The 17,093-nt window shown below is 50.4% G+C and carries 19 protein-coding genes; 13 read left to right on the top strand and 6 right to left on the bottom strand.

Annotation, left to right across the window (positions count from 1 at the left end):
* The 4 genes from PsWM33_RS13055 to PsWM33_RS26815 form a co-directional block, all read right to left on the bottom strand.
* Positions 1 to 457, bottom strand: a 457-nt coding sequence (locus PsWM33_RS13055) for an Hcp family type VI secretion system effector (protein WP_063300539.1), incomplete at its 3' end; no start/stop codon positions are given.
* Between the two features lie 748 nt (positions 458 to 1,205).
* Positions 1,206 to 1,511: a hypothetical protein gene (locus PsWM33_RS13045; protein ID WP_063300525.1), complete on the bottom strand. Its 306-nt coding sequence runs from the start codon at positions 1,509 to 1,511 to the stop codon at positions 1,206 to 1,208.
* A 155-nt stretch (positions 1,512 to 1,666) separates the two neighbouring features.
* Entirely contained in the window at positions 1,667 to 2,377 is a 711-nt protein-coding gene (locus tag PsWM33_RS13040; RefSeq protein WP_063300538.1) for an IS6 family transposase, read from the bottom strand.
* Complete coding sequence (locus PsWM33_RS26815) at positions 2,325 to 2,681, bottom strand: DUF4158 domain-containing protein (RefSeq protein WP_193778397.1); 357 nt, start codon at positions 2,679 to 2,681, stop codon at positions 2,325 to 2,327. Before PsWM33_RS26815 ends, PsWM33_RS13040 begins: the two co-directional genes overlap by 53 nt.
* A 147-nt stretch (positions 2,682 to 2,828) precedes the next feature.
* Here PsWM33_RS26815 and PsWM33_RS13035 point away from each other — a divergent pair, with 147 nt between their 5' ends.
* A complete protein-coding gene (locus PsWM33_RS13035; protein WP_063300524.1) occupies positions 2,829 to 3,470 on the top strand; it encodes a recombinase family protein in 642 nt (213 codons plus the stop codon).
* 415 nt (positions 3,471 to 3,885) lie between these two features.
* The gene (locus PsWM33_RS13025; RefSeq protein ID WP_063300522.1) at positions 3,886 to 4,320 is read left to right on the top strand and encodes a MarR family winged helix-turn-helix transcriptional regulator; all 435 of its coding nucleotides are present in this window, start codon (positions 3,886 to 3,888) and stop codon (positions 4,318 to 4,320) included.
* Between the two features lie 74 nt (positions 4,321 to 4,394).
* Here the strand turns inward: PsWM33_RS13025 and PsWM33_RS13020 are convergent, their stop codons facing one another.
* Positions 4,395 to 5,369: an IS5 family transposase gene (locus PsWM33_RS13020; protein WP_063300521.1), complete on the bottom strand. Its 975-nt coding sequence runs from the start codon at positions 5,367 to 5,369 to the stop codon at positions 4,395 to 4,397.
* Between the two features lie 194 nt (positions 5,370 to 5,563).
* Between PsWM33_RS13020 and PsWM33_RS13015 the strand changes: the two genes are divergently transcribed.
* A complete protein-coding gene (locus PsWM33_RS13015; protein WP_208994547.1) occupies positions 5,564 to 6,787 on the top strand; it encodes a DNA recombination protein RmuC in 1,224 nt (407 codons plus the stop codon).
* Positions 6,788 to 6,791: 4 nt separating this feature from the next.
* Here the strand turns inward: PsWM33_RS13015 and PsWM33_RS13010 are convergent, their stop codons facing one another.
* Complete coding sequence (locus PsWM33_RS13010) at positions 6,792 to 7,709, bottom strand: LysR substrate-binding domain-containing protein (protein ID WP_063300519.1); 918 nt, start codon at positions 7,707 to 7,709, stop codon at positions 6,792 to 6,794.
* A 172-nt stretch (positions 7,710 to 7,881) separates the two neighbouring features.
* Here PsWM33_RS13010 and PsWM33_RS13005 point away from each other — a divergent pair, with 172 nt between their 5' ends.
* The 10 genes from PsWM33_RS13005 (at position 7,882) to PsWM33_RS12960 (ending at position 17,082) form a co-directional block, all read left to right on the top strand.
* Positions 7,882 to 8,307, top strand: a complete 426-nt coding sequence (locus PsWM33_RS13005) for a VOC family protein (RefSeq protein WP_063291351.1) — start codon at positions 7,882 to 7,884, stop codon at positions 8,305 to 8,307.
* Positions 8,308 to 8,317: 10 nt separating this feature from the next.
* Positions 8,318 to 9,316: a carbon-nitrogen hydrolase family protein gene (locus PsWM33_RS13000; protein WP_063291352.1), complete on the top strand. Its 999-nt coding sequence runs from the start codon at positions 8,318 to 8,320 to the stop codon at positions 9,314 to 9,316.
* A 255-nt stretch (positions 9,317 to 9,571) separates the two neighbouring features.
* Positions 9,572 to 10,570 carry a carbon-nitrogen hydrolase family protein gene (locus tag PsWM33_RS12995; RefSeq protein WP_063291353.1) on the top strand — a complete coding sequence of 333 codons (999 nt, stop codon included), beginning with the start codon at positions 9,572 to 9,574 and terminating at the stop codon, positions 10,568 to 10,570.
* 88 nt (positions 10,571 to 10,658) lie between these two features.
* The gene (locus tag PsWM33_RS12990) at positions 10,659 to 11,603 is read left to right on the top strand and encodes a 2-hydroxyacid dehydrogenase (RefSeq protein WP_208994546.1); all 945 of its coding nucleotides are present in this window, start codon (positions 10,659 to 10,661) and stop codon (positions 11,601 to 11,603) included.
* A gap of 132 nt (positions 11,604 to 11,735) precedes the next feature.
* Complete coding sequence (locus PsWM33_RS12985) at positions 11,736 to 11,951, top strand: hypothetical protein (protein ID WP_063300517.1); 216 nt, start codon at positions 11,736 to 11,738, stop codon at positions 11,949 to 11,951.
* A gap of 108 nt (positions 11,952 to 12,059) precedes the next feature.
* A complete protein-coding gene (locus PsWM33_RS12980; protein WP_057464161.1) occupies positions 12,060 to 12,572 on the top strand; it encodes an A24 family peptidase in 513 nt (170 codons plus the stop codon).
* Between the two features lie 230 nt (positions 12,573 to 12,802).
* Positions 12,803 to 13,582: a Flp pilus assembly protein CpaB gene (gene cpaB, locus PsWM33_RS12975; protein ID WP_063300516.1), complete on the top strand. Its 780-nt coding sequence runs from the start codon at positions 12,803 to 12,805 to the stop codon at positions 13,580 to 13,582.
* A 79-nt stretch (positions 13,583 to 13,661) separates the two neighbouring features.
* Positions 13,662 to 15,044 carry a type II and III secretion system protein family protein gene (locus PsWM33_RS12970; protein WP_153039940.1) on the top strand — a complete coding sequence of 461 codons (1,383 nt, stop codon included), beginning with the start codon at positions 13,662 to 13,664 and terminating at the stop codon, positions 15,042 to 15,044.
* A gap of 11 nt (positions 15,045 to 15,055) precedes the next feature.
* Entirely contained in the window at positions 15,056 to 15,790 is a 735-nt protein-coding gene (locus tag PsWM33_RS12965) for a CpaD family pilus assembly protein (protein ID WP_082826993.1), read from the top strand.
* A gap of 11 nt (positions 15,791 to 15,801) precedes the next feature.
* Entirely contained in the window at positions 15,802 to 17,082 is a 1,281-nt protein-coding gene (locus PsWM33_RS12960; protein ID WP_063300514.1) for an AAA family ATPase, read from the top strand.
* Positions 17,083 to 17,093: the final 11 nt, after the last annotated feature.

The following is a 17,093-nucleotide window of genomic DNA, read 5'->3' as shown; positions in this document are numbered from 1 at the left end:
ACATGATCTTGCGGTAAGACAGTTCAATGGTGATCAGCTGAGTGAAGTCAGCATTCTTCGGATCCTGACAATGCGGCAGGCCACACTCGATATTGGTGATCAGCGCATCTTCAAAGGAAGTGGTGAAGAAATGCTCCTGCTTGCCGGAAGAATTGGTGCGGTACCATTTAACTTCACATTTAGGCAGCATCTCACCGGAAACCAGCGCATTGTAAAGCAGCGGGATGGACTTGTTCATGGAGCAGGTGAACTTGAACGGAGTGTGCACGCGCTGACCAGCTGGCTGGCCGGACTGGATATCACGAGGAATGATGACGGTGTGATCAATGGCCTGCACCATGATCTCGTCTTCATGGCCTTCCTGCCACACGTTACCGACGGAATCTTCAGTAAACGCGCCTTGAGTGATTGGACCCTGAGTTGACCCTTCAATGGTGATATAAGCGGGTGTTGGCATAGTATGCTCCTGGTGAGCGCCCTCCATGTGCGGACAGACGCAGCAAAACAAATAAATGAACCCCATTTGATGAGAATGGGCCACGGCCCCAGACCCCAGTCTGCAGCTGCGTACCAACACAACTGCAACTTGCATGCCAGATTAAAGAAGCAGTCCCTGAAAAACATCACCGCCCCTTTCAACCCTATGAAAAGGCTTGGTAAAGTAATTTTTCGGTGCGCATAGTAGGAGTAAAGTTGCAGAACTACGAGCAATATTCCGCTGCGTCAATTTAAGCCATTTTTGGCCTGAGAGACCTGCAGATCCTTTACAGCTAAACTAAGTCATTGATAAACATCATCAAACAGCTGGCCATTTTTGGCCAGACCTCGGCCCAAAATGGCCAGCTATTGATATATAAAGGAAAATCCGAACGGGAACTCCAGGACAAGAGGCTTTCAGAGCTAGAGTGGAGCCTTAAAAAGCTCCAGGCATCCCTTAATCCCTCAGGCACGGTCTTTGATGAAAGCGAGAAAATATCTGGTTAGGGCTCTTATCGTATACAATCGCAGAGTTTTGATCAGAGTTTTTGCGCCTGCAGTGAACGATCAATTTTGTCCGCTCTACAGCTATTCGCAAATAAAGTGATCCGAGGCGGATGATTGCGATCGCGTCGCATATAATGCGATCTCATTTGCAATTAATGTGAGTTTGGCCCCTCGGATAGACGCAGATATTTCGAGCGAAAAAACGGGATGATTGCAATCCGTTACAGGTATGGATCGTCCTTATCGTAAAAGACCTCTCCTTGGTGCAATTCACACACCACTTCACGATATCGGCTCAAATCACGTTTTAGCCCAGATAAAGCCGTCGCCTTAATCGCTCTAAGCTCATGTGTGCGCTTCGGTTCAGCGCTTTGGTCAATGCGTCCAATTTCTTCTGCCAGATACCCACGGTAGCCTGTGGCAATCACCTGCTGTTTAATCTGCTTCGGGTAAAGCGGTTTTCCTCCGGTGTGATAATACCAAGGATGGCAAGGGCCATAGCCCATGCTTTCAAATGTTCCGGTCATGGCAAAATGAGTCTTTGAGAATTAGAAGTGAAGAAGGCCGCTTGAGTTCTAACAAGTAGACATAATGAAAAAGTTGCACTGAGACTTACGAGCAAGCCGCAGTGGTATTGCCAAATTGTTTTGGATGAGTTGCTAAGGGGCAATTTGAGCCGACTTTAGGCAGCCATTTCAGCTGTGTAGTCAGCCCAAAGGGCGAATGCATCAGACCTTGCATGGCGGTAAGATTGATTGGAAAGTTTGTACCGGCGAGGACGGAAGATGGTGTTGATTTGGTCGTGGGCTGACAGAAACCTCTGTGCCTGTTGAGGCGACTTGAACCGGCACATGATCTTCTCCCGCCTTCGGGTTGGACGATGCGAGTTTTCTATCCGATTGTTCAATCCCTTGTGGGCCCGATGATCGGCATCCGGAACCAGCGAGCGGATCGGCTGGATGTAACTGCGTAGCTTGTCAGTCACCACGACCCGTGGTTTGCCAAATTGCTTGACCAGCTTACGGAAGAATCGCTTGGCTGCCTTGGCGTTGCGGCGCGGTTGAACCAGAATGTCAAGGACGTCGCCATCGGCGTCGATCGCGCGCCAGAGCCAATATTTCACTCCACCGATGGTGATCACACATTCATCCATGTGCCACATGTTGTTTGGTTTCGGACGGTCTGTGCGAACACAGTCGGCGAAATGGCGGCCAAAGCGGTTGACCCACAATCGCACAGTTTCCGGACTGACAACGACACCGCGTACGGCGAGAAGGTCTTCAACGTCAGCTGTGCTCATTGCAAAACGATGGTACGCCCATACGGCATAGGCGATGACCTCACGAGGAAAACGGAAGTCTTTCAGGCGGGAAAAGGAACTCGGAACCTTCATTGGAGTTGGGTAACCAAAAGAAAACAATTTGGCAATGCCATGCCGCGTCATGCCCCAGCCTGCCGGCAACGTATGCAATGTCGTTGGAGTGGAATGTCTCCGGAGCGAAGCATCGCCGGCCATGGCGGAAATAGCCGGCATTCAGACAAAATCCGATCTGATGAATCGGGTTTCGCAATTGCTCGGCCTCCTTTTGGAAACCGAGCGGTAAATCGAAGGCAGCTTTGCGCTGCGCGGCGTTCATCCGGGGCAGTGTGTCGAAGGCGCGCTGTTCGGCCGGCGAGAGAATTTGCATGCGTGGCATGGGGTGCGTCTCTTTTCGTATCGAGGGAGGTTTGGTATTCTTTCTTTGTGAGACGGGATGTGATAGATGTCTAGCCTTGTCGGCGGGCCGTTTTGCTGACGTCACACAAACGGTCGTCTGTGATACACCCATGATAGGAGTGTAAGCATGAATCTCGGATATGCCCGGATTTCCAAAGCTGACGGCTCACAGGCACTCGACCTGCAGATAGATGCGCTCACCGCTGCTAATGTGGCTCCTGATCACCTCTACAAGGACAAAGCGTCGGGAAAACGGGAGGACCGGTCTGGCCTGGAGGCTTGCCTGAAAGCCCTGCGTAAAGGTGATACTCTTTATATATGGAAGCTCGACCGGCTCGGACGTGATCTCAAGCACTTGGTCACCACCGTGCGTAACCTCTCGGAACGAGGTGTCGGGCTCTGTGTTCTCACTGGCCAGGGCGCCAATATCGACACAACTACGTCAAGCGGAAAACTGATATTTGGGATATTCGCGGCGCTGGCCGAGTTCGAGGGTGATCTCATTCGCGAACGCACCATGGCCGGTCTCGCTGCTGCCCGCACGCGGGGTCGTAAAGGCGGACGCCAATTCGAATTGACCAAAAACCAGATCCGCCTGGCTCAGTCCGCCATGGCCAATCGGGACACCAGTGTCGCTGACCTGTGCCGTGAACTCGGCATCAGCCGCGCAACCCTCTACCGCTACGTCAGGCCGGCAGGCCAGCTACGTGATCACGCAAGGCGCGTCCTGAAAGTTGAGCGCGATACACCGCCTGGAGCCAGTACATGACCAAAAGCCAATCTGATCAGGCAAATAACAGGGCCGTAAATCCTATGTCGCATTCGGTACCTTTGCGGGGATAGACCCAAGATTCTATTGACAAATCGCTTAGGGTGTCATTTCTCACTCAGCCACACGCACAGATAGTAAGTATTTATACTTTATAATTACAATGCGCTGGGGTAAGTTATTGAAATCTAATACGTGGCTCGCCAAAGCTGTTGGTGTCAGAGAAAAGGTCGCCGGAAATGAAGACTTTGAACTCACATGCGACGCGCACCACAAATATGGGCGGCGATCGACTCTGGAAGCCGCGCTCAAAGGCAATAGGTCTGGCGAACAAGGTGCATTCACAGGCCGGATGGCGGCACAGCGACAGCCCGAACGGAGCCCGTTGGGACACGCAAACAGGAGGACATGAACAATGAACAAGGACATAGGCATACCGGGTGCAGGTTTCATGACTCCGACGCAGAGCCCCGGCTTTCGTTTCTGGCAAACATTCCTGAACTGGCAGAAAAACATCGATATGGTGCTTGCGCCCTACGATCTGACCCAGCCGGCTTTTGCCCTTCTGGCCGTAAGTGCTTGGCTCTCTGAGCAGAACAAGGCTGCAACCGGGCAATCCTTCGTCCGGCAAAAGGTGGTCACGGAAATGGCCCAACTAAACAAGATGCAGGTTTCGCAATTGCTCAAACGTCTGCAAGCGGGTGATTTGGTGAGCATCACGAACTATGAAATGGACCGCCGTGAAAAGCTGATCTCCCTGACCCAAAAGGGCTGGGAAACCCTGGAAAAAACGGTTCCTTTGGTCGAAGAAGTGGACCGCAAAGCTTTGGCGAACGTGAGCATAGGCTAGGTGGTCGAGTAGCCCGGCGTTGTTGCACAAATCGAAATCCGCTTACAGCTTGCCCAACCCCATAAATTTTGGGGTCATAAAACGCGCTCGAACGTAGGCCGTGCGAGAGACGTCATTTTGTTGAGCACAGCAATGCCAACTTTCGCTTCTGTCCTCTGACTGTCAAAGCTGTGTGATTTAAGTTTGTTCCCGATCACCTGCTTAAAGCGTCCCATCAGGGTTTCTCCTCGCGCGCGTTGCCCATATCCTGTCTGCTTTTGCCAAGCCATTTTGCCGTTGGTGCGAATGGAAGCAATTTCGCGGTCGCGTGGTGTCGGGTCACTCGCAATAAGAGAGCTGGGGACTGCTGTCTTGGGCGGGGGAATGATGACCTCCACCCCGTCAAAACGCTCTGCCAATTCTTGTCTGGTTGGTTCACCATCATAAGCACCATCGCCAAGAAATTTGACAACTGGGTCGTCAATCTGATCCAGCAAACCCGGTAAGGCTGTCGGATCGCCAACACTGTCTTGCGTCAGTTCCGCGCAAAGGATTTCGCCCGTGTTCAAATCCATCCCCAGATGCAATTTGCGCCAGGTTCTGCGCTTTATCTTGGTTCCATGCTTCGTTTCCTGCCATTCACCGGCTCCGAAGATCTTCAATCCGGTACTGTCGACCACCAGATGAACCGGTTCCTCTTTGGAGGTTGAGCGATGTTTTGTCAGCTTCAAACTTCCTGTTCGCCGCGACAGGGTTGAAAAATCAGGAATAGGCAGATCAAGCTGCATCAGGCCAAACAGCGAGCGAACAAACCCTTGGCATTGCCGTAACGCCAAGCCGAACACCAACCGCACCTGCAAACAGGTTTCAATGGCAAGGCCTGAGAACTTCAAAGGACGGCCGCGACCCTTGCTGTGTGGGGCAAACCAGGCTTTGGCAACGTCATCGGCAACCCAAACCGTCACATCGCCACGACGGCGCAAGCTTTCGTTATACTCCGGCCAGTTGTTGATCCGATACTCCGCTTTCGTAAACTTGTCCCGCCGGGAAGCATTGTGTTTGAATGGCATTAAAAGCTGCTTAGTTCAAAATATGTTGCCTCTACATAAAGGGCGAAGGCGCCTTTATGCAACAACGCCGATCTGAGGATGAAACTTTATTTTTATCCCACAGATACTCCCCATCAATTGAAGGATGTGGGTTGCAGTGCATCCAAGAAAGCTGAGAGGTATCGCGGTGTTGTAAAGTGTTCTATGTTTGTTTCATGGAACAGACAGTCTTCACATACGGTGCATTCACCCTCTCATATATTCAGGCAGCCATAGTTAGTGGAGGCCTTTTTGTCCTTTTGCTGCTCATCTGGATCATGAGCCTGCGCGCAAAACTGAACAGAGTGCGTGGTACATCGGTGCTGGAGCAAAAGCGGGCAGAATACACAGAAGCCGCACTGGCAGATCTGGTCCGCTCTCAGGGAGAAATGACAGGTCGCATGCAAACCATGGCAGAGGTTTTCGGCTCCCGTCAGTCAGATCTGATGCGTGTGGTGAATGATCGCCTTGATGGTCTTGGTAAAACGTTGGGTGCGTCTGTTCTGGAAACCCACCGCCAAACCCATGCCAGCCTGACAGGCCTGCAGGAGCGCATGGCACTGCTCGACAAAGCGAATAAAACCATGGGTGAGCTGGCAGGGCAGGTGACTGACCTGCAGATGGTTTTGAATGACAAACAAACTCGCGGTGCTTTTGGCCAAGGGCGTATGGAGGCAATCATTGATGACGCGTTGCCCCCAACAAGCTTCTCGTTTCAAAGCTCACTCTCCAATCGCTCCCGGCCTGACTGCCTGATCCATATGCCAACTGGCGCCCCGCCGCTGGTGGTGGATGCCAAGTTCCCTCTGGAAGCCTTCGCCGCAATCAAGGATGCAGAAACCAAGCAGGACCTGAAAGAAGCTGCTGCTCGCTTCCGAAAGGATATCTCCAAGCATCTGGAAGACATTGCAGGCAAATATCTTCTCCCGGGAGAAACACAGGACACGGCGCTTATGTTCGTGCCCTCCGAGAGTCTTTTCGCTGAGATCCACGAAGGTTTCCCTGACCTGACGCAAAAAGCTCACCGCCTGCGTGTGGTCATCGTATCGCCGTCTCTGCTTGTCCTTGCTGTGCAGGTGATCCAGTCTGTGCTGCGCGATGCTCGCATGCGTGAACAGGCTCACTTCATTCAGGCTGAAGTTGGTAAGCTCCTGCTGGATGTTGGACGTCTGACAGAGCGTGTCTCCAAACTGCAAACCCATTTTGCCCAGACCAACAAAGATCTGGATCAGATCATGATCTCAGGCGACAAAATCGGCAATCGAGCTCGCAAGATTGATGAGATGCAATTGGGCGGCAAAGCAACAGATCACGTCTCTTCAGCTGCATCACAAGCCCCACAAACAACACACCTTGCAGAAGATGAGTTGCCATCACCCTTTCAGTTTGATCGGCGGTAAGCGCCTATTTGCTCTGTAGAAGATGATCACGCAAGGCAGCAACAGCTGGACGCCTCCAGGCAGCTGAACTCCCAACAATGTAATAGGTGTTCCCTGTCATATGCCGTGCAGGGACTGGCTCGATCAGTGTCCCATCCGCCAGATCTTTCTCAATGAGCAAAGAGGGAAGTAAGGCAAGGCCAAGGCCCTGACGCGCAGCCTCCAATACCATGAAGAAATGCTCGAAGGAGAGGGAGGTGTCTCCGGGCAAGTAGCTTGAAAGCTTGTGTGCCTCCGCCCAGTATTCCCAACTGCCCAGGCGTGTGGAGTGAATGAGGCGGGGGAGACCCAGAAGATCTTTTATATTCTCCGGTTTTGCTTCTCCCAAGAGACTTGGGTGACAAACCAAAACCATCTCTTCATCACAAATCCGGAAGCTCTCCAGAGCAGGCCAACTGCCACGCCCCACAGTAAGCGCCACATCCACACTGGATGGATCCCAGTTGACCGGATCTTTATGACCAGCTGAAAAGTCGGCTGGGATGGTAACTAGATCAACGCTGATAGCAGGATAGGCCCGCTTAAAGCCTTTGATCCGCTCCATAAACCAAAGATTGGCGAGTGAGGGCAGCGTGCCGATACGCAGCTGACCAGAGACTGAGCCCTTCAGCTCATGCTCAAGATCCTCCACCAGCTTCAACGCGTTCTTGGCCTTCTGGCTCAGCAGCAACCCATCTTGAGTAAGTGCCAGCGTTTTTCCCTGACGGGAAAACAACACCAACCCCAGCTGCTCTTCCAGATTCTGAATGCGGCGGGACACAGCCCCTTGCGTGATGCCAAGCTCCCGTGCAGCGCGGGTAAAGCTCCCATGCCGTGCTGCTGCATCAAAAACAGGAAGAACGGCAAGGATCTGCGAAGTGATCGAAAGACTATGTCGGCTCATACTATGAGTTTAACTCATGTCTATGTGACTGTCATTGGCCTATCTATGAGATTTTACGTAGTTTAAAACAACTCCAGCATGAGTTTTGGGTATAGAGCCTATTCCAGGTAAGTGGCCCTCAGTGCCCCTATCAGAATACGGATTCTCGTTTGAAAGTAAGGTGAGGCTGAACATGGCGCGTCCATTCCATCTGGCATTTCCGATTGATGATCTGGAACAAACGAAGGCGTTCTACATGAGCGTGCTTGGATGTAAACAGGGCCGTGAACTTGAAGGCAAATGGGTCGATTTTGACCTGTTTGGACACCAGATGTCCGCCCACCTTCGTGAAAAATCACAATTTCCCCTTGGAGTCACTGGTGTTGTTGATGGAGATGCAGTTCCCATTCCTCATTTTGGCGTTGTTTTGCCAATGGATGAATGGAAGGTTCTTGCTGATCGACTGAAAACACATGAAACTATTGAATGGTTGCTGGAACCGAAAATCAGGTTTGAAGGGCAACCGGGAGAGCAGGGAACTTTTTTCATCAAAGATCCCTCGGGCAATGCTCTCGAATTCAAGGCATTCGCCAGTGACTCTGACATTTTCGCAACCTGAGTAGATCCCCATGGAAATTTTAGAAGCAACACATACAACACAAAATCCTGCCGAATCTGACCGGATCAAAGTCGCGCTCGCACAGATCGCTCCGGTCTGGTTGAAGCGAGAAGAAACACTGAAAAAAGTGGCTGATGCAGTAGAGCTCGCAGGCAAACAGGGCTGTCAGCTTGTCACTTTCGGCGAAGCACTGGTTCCGGGCTACCCGTTCTGGATTGAACGCACCGACGGGGCACGTTTCAACGATCCAAAGCAAAAAGCGATTTACGCGGAATACCTTGAGCAAGGCGTAGTGATTGAAGACGGTCATCTCGATGGCATCTGTGCGATTGCGAAGAAATACAACATCGCTGTGTATCTCGGTGTCATGGAGCGTGCTGCAAACAGAAGTGGTCATAGTCTCTATTGTTCGCTGGTCTACATCAACCAGAATGGTGAGATCGGCTCCTCGCACCGCAAACTGCAACCAACCTTCGAGGAGCGCCTTGCCTGGGCGCCGGGGGATGGCAACGGCTTGCGTGTTCATCCGCTGGGCCGCTTCACCGTGGGTGGCCTCAATTGCTTCGAAAATTGGATGCCTCTGTCTCGCGCTGCCCTTTATGCGCAAGGAGAAGACCTTCACGTTGCCGTTTGGCCGGGTGGGCGACACAACACCGAAGACACAACCCGCTTTGTTGCCAAAGAAAGCAGAAGCTATGTGATCTCAGTCTCTGGCCTCATGCGCCCAACAGATTTCCCGGAAGACACGCTGGAACTTGCCAAGATCCTTGAGAACAGCGATGACTTTCTCGCAAACGGCGGCTCGTGCATCTCTGCGCCAGATGGGTCTTGGGTTGTTGAGCCGCAAGTCGGTAGGGAAGTTCTGATTACAGCAGAATTGGACCATGCCGTGGTACGTGGTGAACGCCAGAATTTTGATCCAACGGGTCATTACAGCCGACCAGATGTGACGCGCTTGGTCGTTGATCGGAAACGTCAGCAACTCGCGGATTTCATCGACGCTGAATAAAATTAAGTACTCAGGCAGATTTATTGGGGCAGGGTTTTGATTAGCTTAGGTTTTATCTCTCAAAAAATTCAGTAAAGTTGAATGATCCGACCAGCTACAGGCATCCCTGCCTCATAGTAAGATAAAGATCTGAAATAACAGAATCTCAAAGCAGGTGGTGCTGACGTGCTTCATTGCCTGAATGATAGACTCTGTTGTTTGCAGCCCCGCCAAACCCGAGTGTGATCTTCGCATCTGCAAGCTGAGTATTGAAACATGGAAATTTTAGAAGCAACGCATTTATCCCACGATCCGTCCGAATCTGACAAAATCAAAGTCGCCCTCGCGCAGATCGCTCCAGTCTGGTTGAAGCGTGAAGCGACCTTGAACAAAGTGATTGATGCGGTAGAGCTTGCTGGCAAGCAGGGCTGCCAGCTTGTTGCATTTGGAGAGACACTGGTGCCGGGCTATCCGTTTTGGATTGAACGCACAGACGGTGCACGCTTCAATGATCCAAAGCAAAAAGCCATGTACGCCAAATGCCTTGATCAAGCCGTGGTGATTGAGGACGGTCATCTGAATGCTGTCTGTGCAGCAGCAAAGAAACACAGCATTTCCGTGTATCTCGGTGTTATGGAGAGAGCAGCAAACAGAAGCGGGCATAGTCTGTACTGCACACTGGTCTACATTGATCAAAACGGTGAGATCGGTTCTGCGCACCGTAAACTGCAGCCAAGCTATGCAGAACGTCTTGCCTGGGCACCGGGAGATGGCAACGGTTTGCGTGTCCATCCGCTGGGCCGCTTTACGGTTGGTGGCCTGAACTGCGCTGAAAACTGGATGCCCTTGTCACGCGTCGCCCTGTATGCGCAAGGAGAAGACCTGCACGTGGCCGTCTGGCCGGGCGGCCTGCGGAACACAGAGGATCCAACACGCTTTGTTGCCAAAGAAAGCAGAAGCTACGTACTATCAGTCTCAGGGCTGATGCGTGCTGCAGATTTCCCAACGGATACGCCAGAACTAGCAGAAATACTCGAAAACAGTGGTGAGTTTCTCGCTGATGGCGGGTCTTGTATCGCTGCACCTGATGGATCATGGGTGGTCGCACCACAGGTTGGTAAAGAACTCCTGATCACAGCAGAGCTGGATCACGCCTTGGTGCGGGCAGACCGCCAACTCTTTGACCCGACCGGCCACTACAGCCGACCGGATGTCACACGTCTGGTCGTCGATCGTAAGCGCCAACAGCTTGCTGAATTCGTCGACTCTGAATAAAACAAATCGCAGATTGATATATTACGGTGTATTTGTGAGATGAGCCTGCTGGTCTCAAATAAAAATACGCTCAACAATGGAGTGCCTCATGAACCTGGTCTTATCTCTCAAAAGCTTCAACGAACCTGAGTGGATCGACCGTTTGCAGGCACTTCTTCCCAATCGAAAGATTGAGGGCTGGAACGGCGGCGTCGCTGAGCCCGAAAAAGCAGAATATCTCCTTGCCTGGAAACCAGACCCAGCTGCCTTTGCCGCCCTGCCAAACCTCAAGGTGATCTTTTCACTGGGCGCAGGTGTCGATCATCTGACCTCATTGCCGGAACTCCCCAACCTCCCGTTGGTCCGGATTGTTGACCCAGACCTCACCAGCCGCATGACAGAGTGGGTGGTCTTCCAAACGCTTCTCCACCATCGCCAACATTTAACTTATGCCGCTCAGCAGGAGGCAGGTGTTTGGCATGGACACAGGCAATGGGCAGCAAAGGACGTACGCGTTGGTATTCTGGGGCTTGGTGAGCTGGGGTTGGACTCTGCAAAAGCCCTCAAAGCGCTGGGCTTTAACGTTGCCGGGTGGTCTCGCTCGCCAAAAGATGTAGACGGCATTGAAAGCTTTGCCGGTGAAGACCAGCTTGAGGCGTTCCTTAATCGTACTGATATCCTGATCAATCTGTTGCCCTCAACACCTGCCACGCACAAGCTGGTCAATGCAGAGCGATTGGCCATGTTGTCTCAATCTGGCGCATTAGGAGGGCCTGCCTACATCAACGCTGGACGTGGTGCGACACAGGATGAAGCTGCGATCGACACAGCTTTGACATCCGGCCAGCTCAAAGGTGCCAGCCTTGACGTGTTCGCAATCGAGCCTCTGGCTGACACAAGTCCTCTCTGGCAGCAGAAAAACTGCATCATCACACCACATGTGGCAGCTGAGAGCGACCCGCAAGCTCTCTCCGAATATGTTGCCCAGCAAATCAAGGGATTTGAGCGAGGTGAAGCGCTCGAGAACCTAGTTGATTTGGAAGTCGGGTATTAAGTTCACCTGATTCTTGATGAAACCTTAGTTTAGAGTGCCAAATAACGGAAGAAGTTGAGTGCGGAGATCAATCTAAGGTTTAGCTGCAAGGAGTAGCATCAAACACAACTATAACAATTAAGTTGTGACCTGATGCTCTCCATAATCCGAGGTTTGTTCCAGCGAGATCTGGGCAGCGCGACTATTGAATTCAGCCTCATCTCTGGCCTCATCGCTCTGGCGATTCTTGCCATGGTGTCCGCACCAACGCTCACCAGCACCTCTTTTATTGCTAAGAATACCAGTGCGCAGCCAAACGTAGCCGAGCGTGATCTTCAATTGTGGGAACTGGTGAAGCCAAACAATTAAATTTGTAAATAAATGAATTTTAGCGAGACAAAACTACCAAGTGTTAAGGCCTTCTTTGGAATTACCCTTGCAAAACCATAACATGGTATTTGTGGGGGAGATCACGACATGATTGCAAATGGACTATTGATCATTTTTCCATTGCTGCTTGCAATCGCCGCATTCTTTGATCTCTTCACAATGACGATTCCGAACAAGCTCAACCTGATTATAGTCGTTGCCTTTGTCAGTCTGGCCTTCTTATTGCAATTGCCCCTAGAACAGGTTGGCATGAGCTTCGCACTCGGCTTCGGTGTGATGGTTGTCGGCTTCGGTCTGTTCGCGCTCGGTGTTATGGGCGGCGGTGATGTGAAGTTCCTCGCTGCAATCTCTCTTTGGCTCGGTCTCTCGATGAACATGCTGGACTTTATTTTGCTGACCAGCATTTATGGCGGAGCATTAACACTGGTTATCCTGGCCTTGCGTAGGGTTCCGTACTTTCCGCAGTTCATGCAGGGGCAGGAATGGCTCTTAAGATTGCATGACAGAAAAGCAGGCGTTCCATACGGGATTGCAATCGCAATTGCGGGGATTCAGGTGTACCCGAAGACCTTCTGGTTTGCTCAAATTCCAACTTTCTAAGCATTTCGCGAGCAAATCATCTTAGTAAAGTATTAATGTTTTGAACTAGTGTGCTTTCACTGGCGCTAACCTATTGCTGTTCATGCATATTCCTAATTTGACTCTATGCACATAAGTAAAAAATACAAATGTAGTGATGTTACGGAATATTAACTATGTCTTGACAATTTTTGCTCAAATTAGGGTTAACGAATGCTGCTTAGCTAAATCTCTTAGAGGGTGGGTGCCACATGAAGGCCTCCAGATTACTAGTTTTAATTATCGCTTTAAGCGCTGGTGGGTTGGCCGCCTGGCTGAACCTGTCTTCCGGTTCCCGGGAGCAGTCGCCAACCATTGTTGCTCCAGTACAAGAAATTCCATCACTGGATATTCTTGTTGCAGCGCAGGACCTCAAAGTCGGTACATCTCTTACCCAAGGCGATTTAGCTTGGGCCAAATGGCCAGAAGAATCTGTATCTGACGGCGTAATCTTGCGCGGCTCAAGTCCAAATGCAGATGAAGAATTTCTGGGACAGATTATCAAAGCAGCGATGTTTAGTGGCGAACCAATCCGTGCAGAGCGTCTCATTGATACGGACAAAGGCTTCCTGGCAGCGATCCTCCCAAAAGGAAAACGCGCCGTTGCTGTTCCGGTTGATGCAGTCTCTACCGCAGGTGGTTTCATCCTTCCTGGAGATAAGGTTGATGTGCTGATTACCATGCAAGCTAAAAAACAGAACGACGGCTTCGTCAGTGAAACGCTCCTCGAGAATATCAAGGTGCTCGCAATTGATACCACGACGGCCTCTGAAAACAGTGAGAAGGCGATGTCTCCAGACCAGACAGCTACACTGGAACTCTTGCCCCACGAGGCTGAGACTGTCGCTCGCGCAACCCAGATGGGAACTCTCTCGCTCTCATTGCGCAGTGCTGCAGATTCCAGAGACGGTTTGAAGCAACCGCCGCGCGTCAAAGGTGGTGTGAAGTTCGTAAAGTACGGGATTGCCTCCCAGTCTGTTAACGGAAATTAGTAGGTAAACTATGGTTTTTCATCGACAAATTAGTCTGGCGAGAAGTTTACCGCAAAAATGCAGCCTTAGTGGTGCACTCATGCAGTTCCTTCTGTTCGTTGCCTTGGTTTTAGTTGGACCGCAGCTTGCATTTGCTCAAAATAATTTCGAAGCGACTGTGGAAGTCACCTCTCAGCACCGCGGCAAAGTTCGTCAGCTGAATGTTGGTGAAGGAAGATCTATCGTCCTCAACACAAACGAGGAAGTCCGTGATGTTCTTGTCTCGAATCCAGAAATTGCAGATGCTGTTGTCCGCACCAGAACCCGCGTTTTTGTCTTCGGAAACAAGATAGGCCAGGCGTCATTGGTTCTGTTCGGCAATGGTGGCCGCCAACTGGCATCATTCAACCTGAGCGTACAGCCTGATCCTTCAGGCCTGGTTGAACTCATCCAACGATTGCTGCCAAACTCTGCAATCAATGCTGACATCGTCAATCAAAGCGTTGTCCTCTCAGGAACAGCAATCTCCGCCCTCGAAGCACAACAGGCCTACGATATTGCGTTGAAGTTTGTGGGCAACGATGACAAAAAAATCGTCAACACAATTGCAGTCGCCGAAAAAGATCAGGTCCAACTCAAAGTTACAGTTGCTGAAATTGAACGCACAACGATTAAGCAGCTTGGTGTGAACCTCCAAGGCTCACTCAAAATTGGTGCTCTTGATGTCAATTTCAATACGTCACCTGCGTATAACATCAATCCATCTGTTGTGAATGCTGGATCCCTGGCAGGAAAGTTGGGGTTTGGTAGCGGCACCCTCAATCCCACAATCAAAGCGCTCGAGCGTGAAGGGGTAATGAGAACACTTGCGGAGCCAACACTTGTAGCGGTCTCTGGCGAAAATGCTAGCTTCCTCGCCGGTGGTGAGTTCCCGATCCCCGTGGCTTATGAGGATAACAAGGTAAGCCTTGAGTTTAAACCTTTTGGTGTCGGGTTGGATTTCACGCCTGTTGTTCTTTCCGGAGGACGTATCAAACTGCGAGTAAAAACCGAAGTCAGTGAGTTGAGTTCTGAAGGGGCTGTAAGTATCGCAGGCGCAATCGCTGTTTCCGCGCTTAAAGTGCGCCGCGCAGAATCTACACTAGAACTTCCTTCCGGAGGCACCTTGGTAATGGCAGGTCTTCTGAAGCAGAATTATGGACAGGAAATTGACGGGATACCTGGCTTAAAGAATATTCCAATTCTTGGTACCATGTTTAAGAGCCGCGATTATATCAATCGCCAAACTGAGCTTGTAATCTTTGTAACGCCTTATGTTGTGAGACCAATCGCGCGATCTCAAGTTGCGCGACCTGATGATAATTTTGCAGCACCAAGTGATCAGTCAACAATCTTTTTAAACCAATTAAGCCGGGTTTACAGGGGAGCAGACGCTCCTGTGAAAGGGAATTATCACGGCAAAATTGGCTACATTTACGAGTGAGGACAAGAGAAATGAATACCCTACTGTCACCCACTTTGAAATGTGTACGCAAATTGAGAGAAGCTTCAGTAGTGCTCAGTACTTTTGCTATGCTTGGAGCATGTCAGTCACAACCATCATATGTTGAACATCAGTCGATTGCAGACTTTGATTATCGGAAAAGGCATCCGATTGTTATTACAGAAGCACCTGAAAATTTTGATATCCCCGTAGCTGGGGAGATGCGTAATTTGAACGGGTCCATGAAAACAGCAATTGCTGCGTTTGGTAAACAGGCAGACATCGATGGAAATGGATTTGTTGAGGTTTTGGTTCCGTCAGGTTCTGGGAATGAAGCAGCAGCAAAAGCTATTTCCCCTCAGATTCGCACCGCATTGAAAAAAGGCGGAGTAACCGCAGATCATATTGTTATGAGGAGTTATGCGGTGTCTGATATGGCTGCCTCAGCACCAGTCCGCCTTTCATTTATGCGTGTGAAAGGAGTTGTGCGTGATTGCGGTAATTGGCCTGATGCGATGATAAGCAATCATCAAAATATGGACTATCACAACTTCGGCTGTGCTACTCAGGCAAACCTCGCTGCGATGGTCGATAATCCGACAGATCTGTTGCGACCACGCCCCTTGGGACCTAATGATCCCGCGAGAACAAATGAGATTTTGGCAAACAACCGATCTGGAGACCTGACTGCAGGTCAGTACGGAGCTGGTGTTGGCACAAACGTATCATCCGTGGCGCAGAACTAGTGGGATAAACTATGAGCGATTTAGCGCAGTTCGATTCAGATGCCTCATCACGGCAAGAAACGACGAGTCAGCTTTCAACTTCTGACTTTCAGTTTGTAAATATTCCGCGGATTTCTGTTCAGGCATTTTGCGTGGATTCAAGAACATCAGAAACGATCCAGAATGCGAGCTTAGATCGACGGATGTCGAAGACGCATACGATGGTGCGACAAGGTGGTATTTCCGCAGCTGTAGAAACATTTGAAAGTGCCGCTACTCCTAACTTCTTGATCGTCGAATCGTTGTCTAATCCAAAAGAGATGATCGCTGAGTTAGATCGACTGGCTGAATACTGTGACGCTGGGACTAATGTTCTTGTTATTGGGCGCATAAATGATGTCAACTTGTACAGAACGCTCATTAGCAGAGGTGTCGGCGAGTACATTGTCGGACCGGTGGATATCCCTCAATTGATAAATACCATTGGTCAGTTTTACGCAAATACTGACGCGGAACCCTTCGGTCGAACTGTGGCTGTGATCGGTGCTAAAGGTGGGTGTGGTGCATCGTCAGTTGCACACAATTTGTCTTGGTCAATTGCGAAAACACTCGACAACGATGTTGCAATTGCTGATTTGGATTTGCCATTTGGAACAGCAGGTTTAGATTTTAATCAAGACCCATTACAAGGCATATTGGAAGCAATTGCATCTCCTGAGCGGCTTGATGACACGCTACTGGATCGTCTTCTTGCTAAGTGTAATGACCGTCTCAGGTTGTTAGCAGCACCAGCTACGCTTGATCAAACCTACGACTTTGACACTGAGAAGTTTGATCAGGTTATTGAGGTCATGCAAAAAGGAACGCCGACTGTCGTTCTTGACTTGCCGCACACGTGGAACAGCTGGGTACGGCATATCCTTGCACATGTAGACGAAGTCTTGATTGTAGCTGAGCCTGACTTAGCAAACCTTCGAAATGCAAAAAACTTGGTCGACAGTATCGGCCAACTTCGACCAAACGACGCAAAACCATATTTGGTTTTGAACAAAGTCGGCATTCCGAAGCGGCCAGAAATTAAGCCCGACGAGTTTAGTAGTGCTTTAGATGTGGTTTCTTTAGCGGTAATGCCGTTTGAGCCTGCATTGTTTGGGACTGCATCCAACAATGGTCAGATGATTGCAGAGTTCGATAGTAAACACGCTGTTGCAGGTTTGTTTGAAGAGATTGCAGCCAAGGTCACGGGCAAGGCTGAAACGTATACAAAAAACAAGTCGCTCATCGCATCTCTCATTAAAAAAGTCCGCAAATAGTCCTCTGGTTG

Source organism: Pseudovibrio sp. WM33 (assembly GCF_001623165.1).
Lineage (GTDB): Bacteria > Pseudomonadota > Alphaproteobacteria > Rhizobiales > Stappiaceae > Pseudovibrio.
This window is presented reverse-complemented; position numbering and strand designations above follow the sequence as displayed.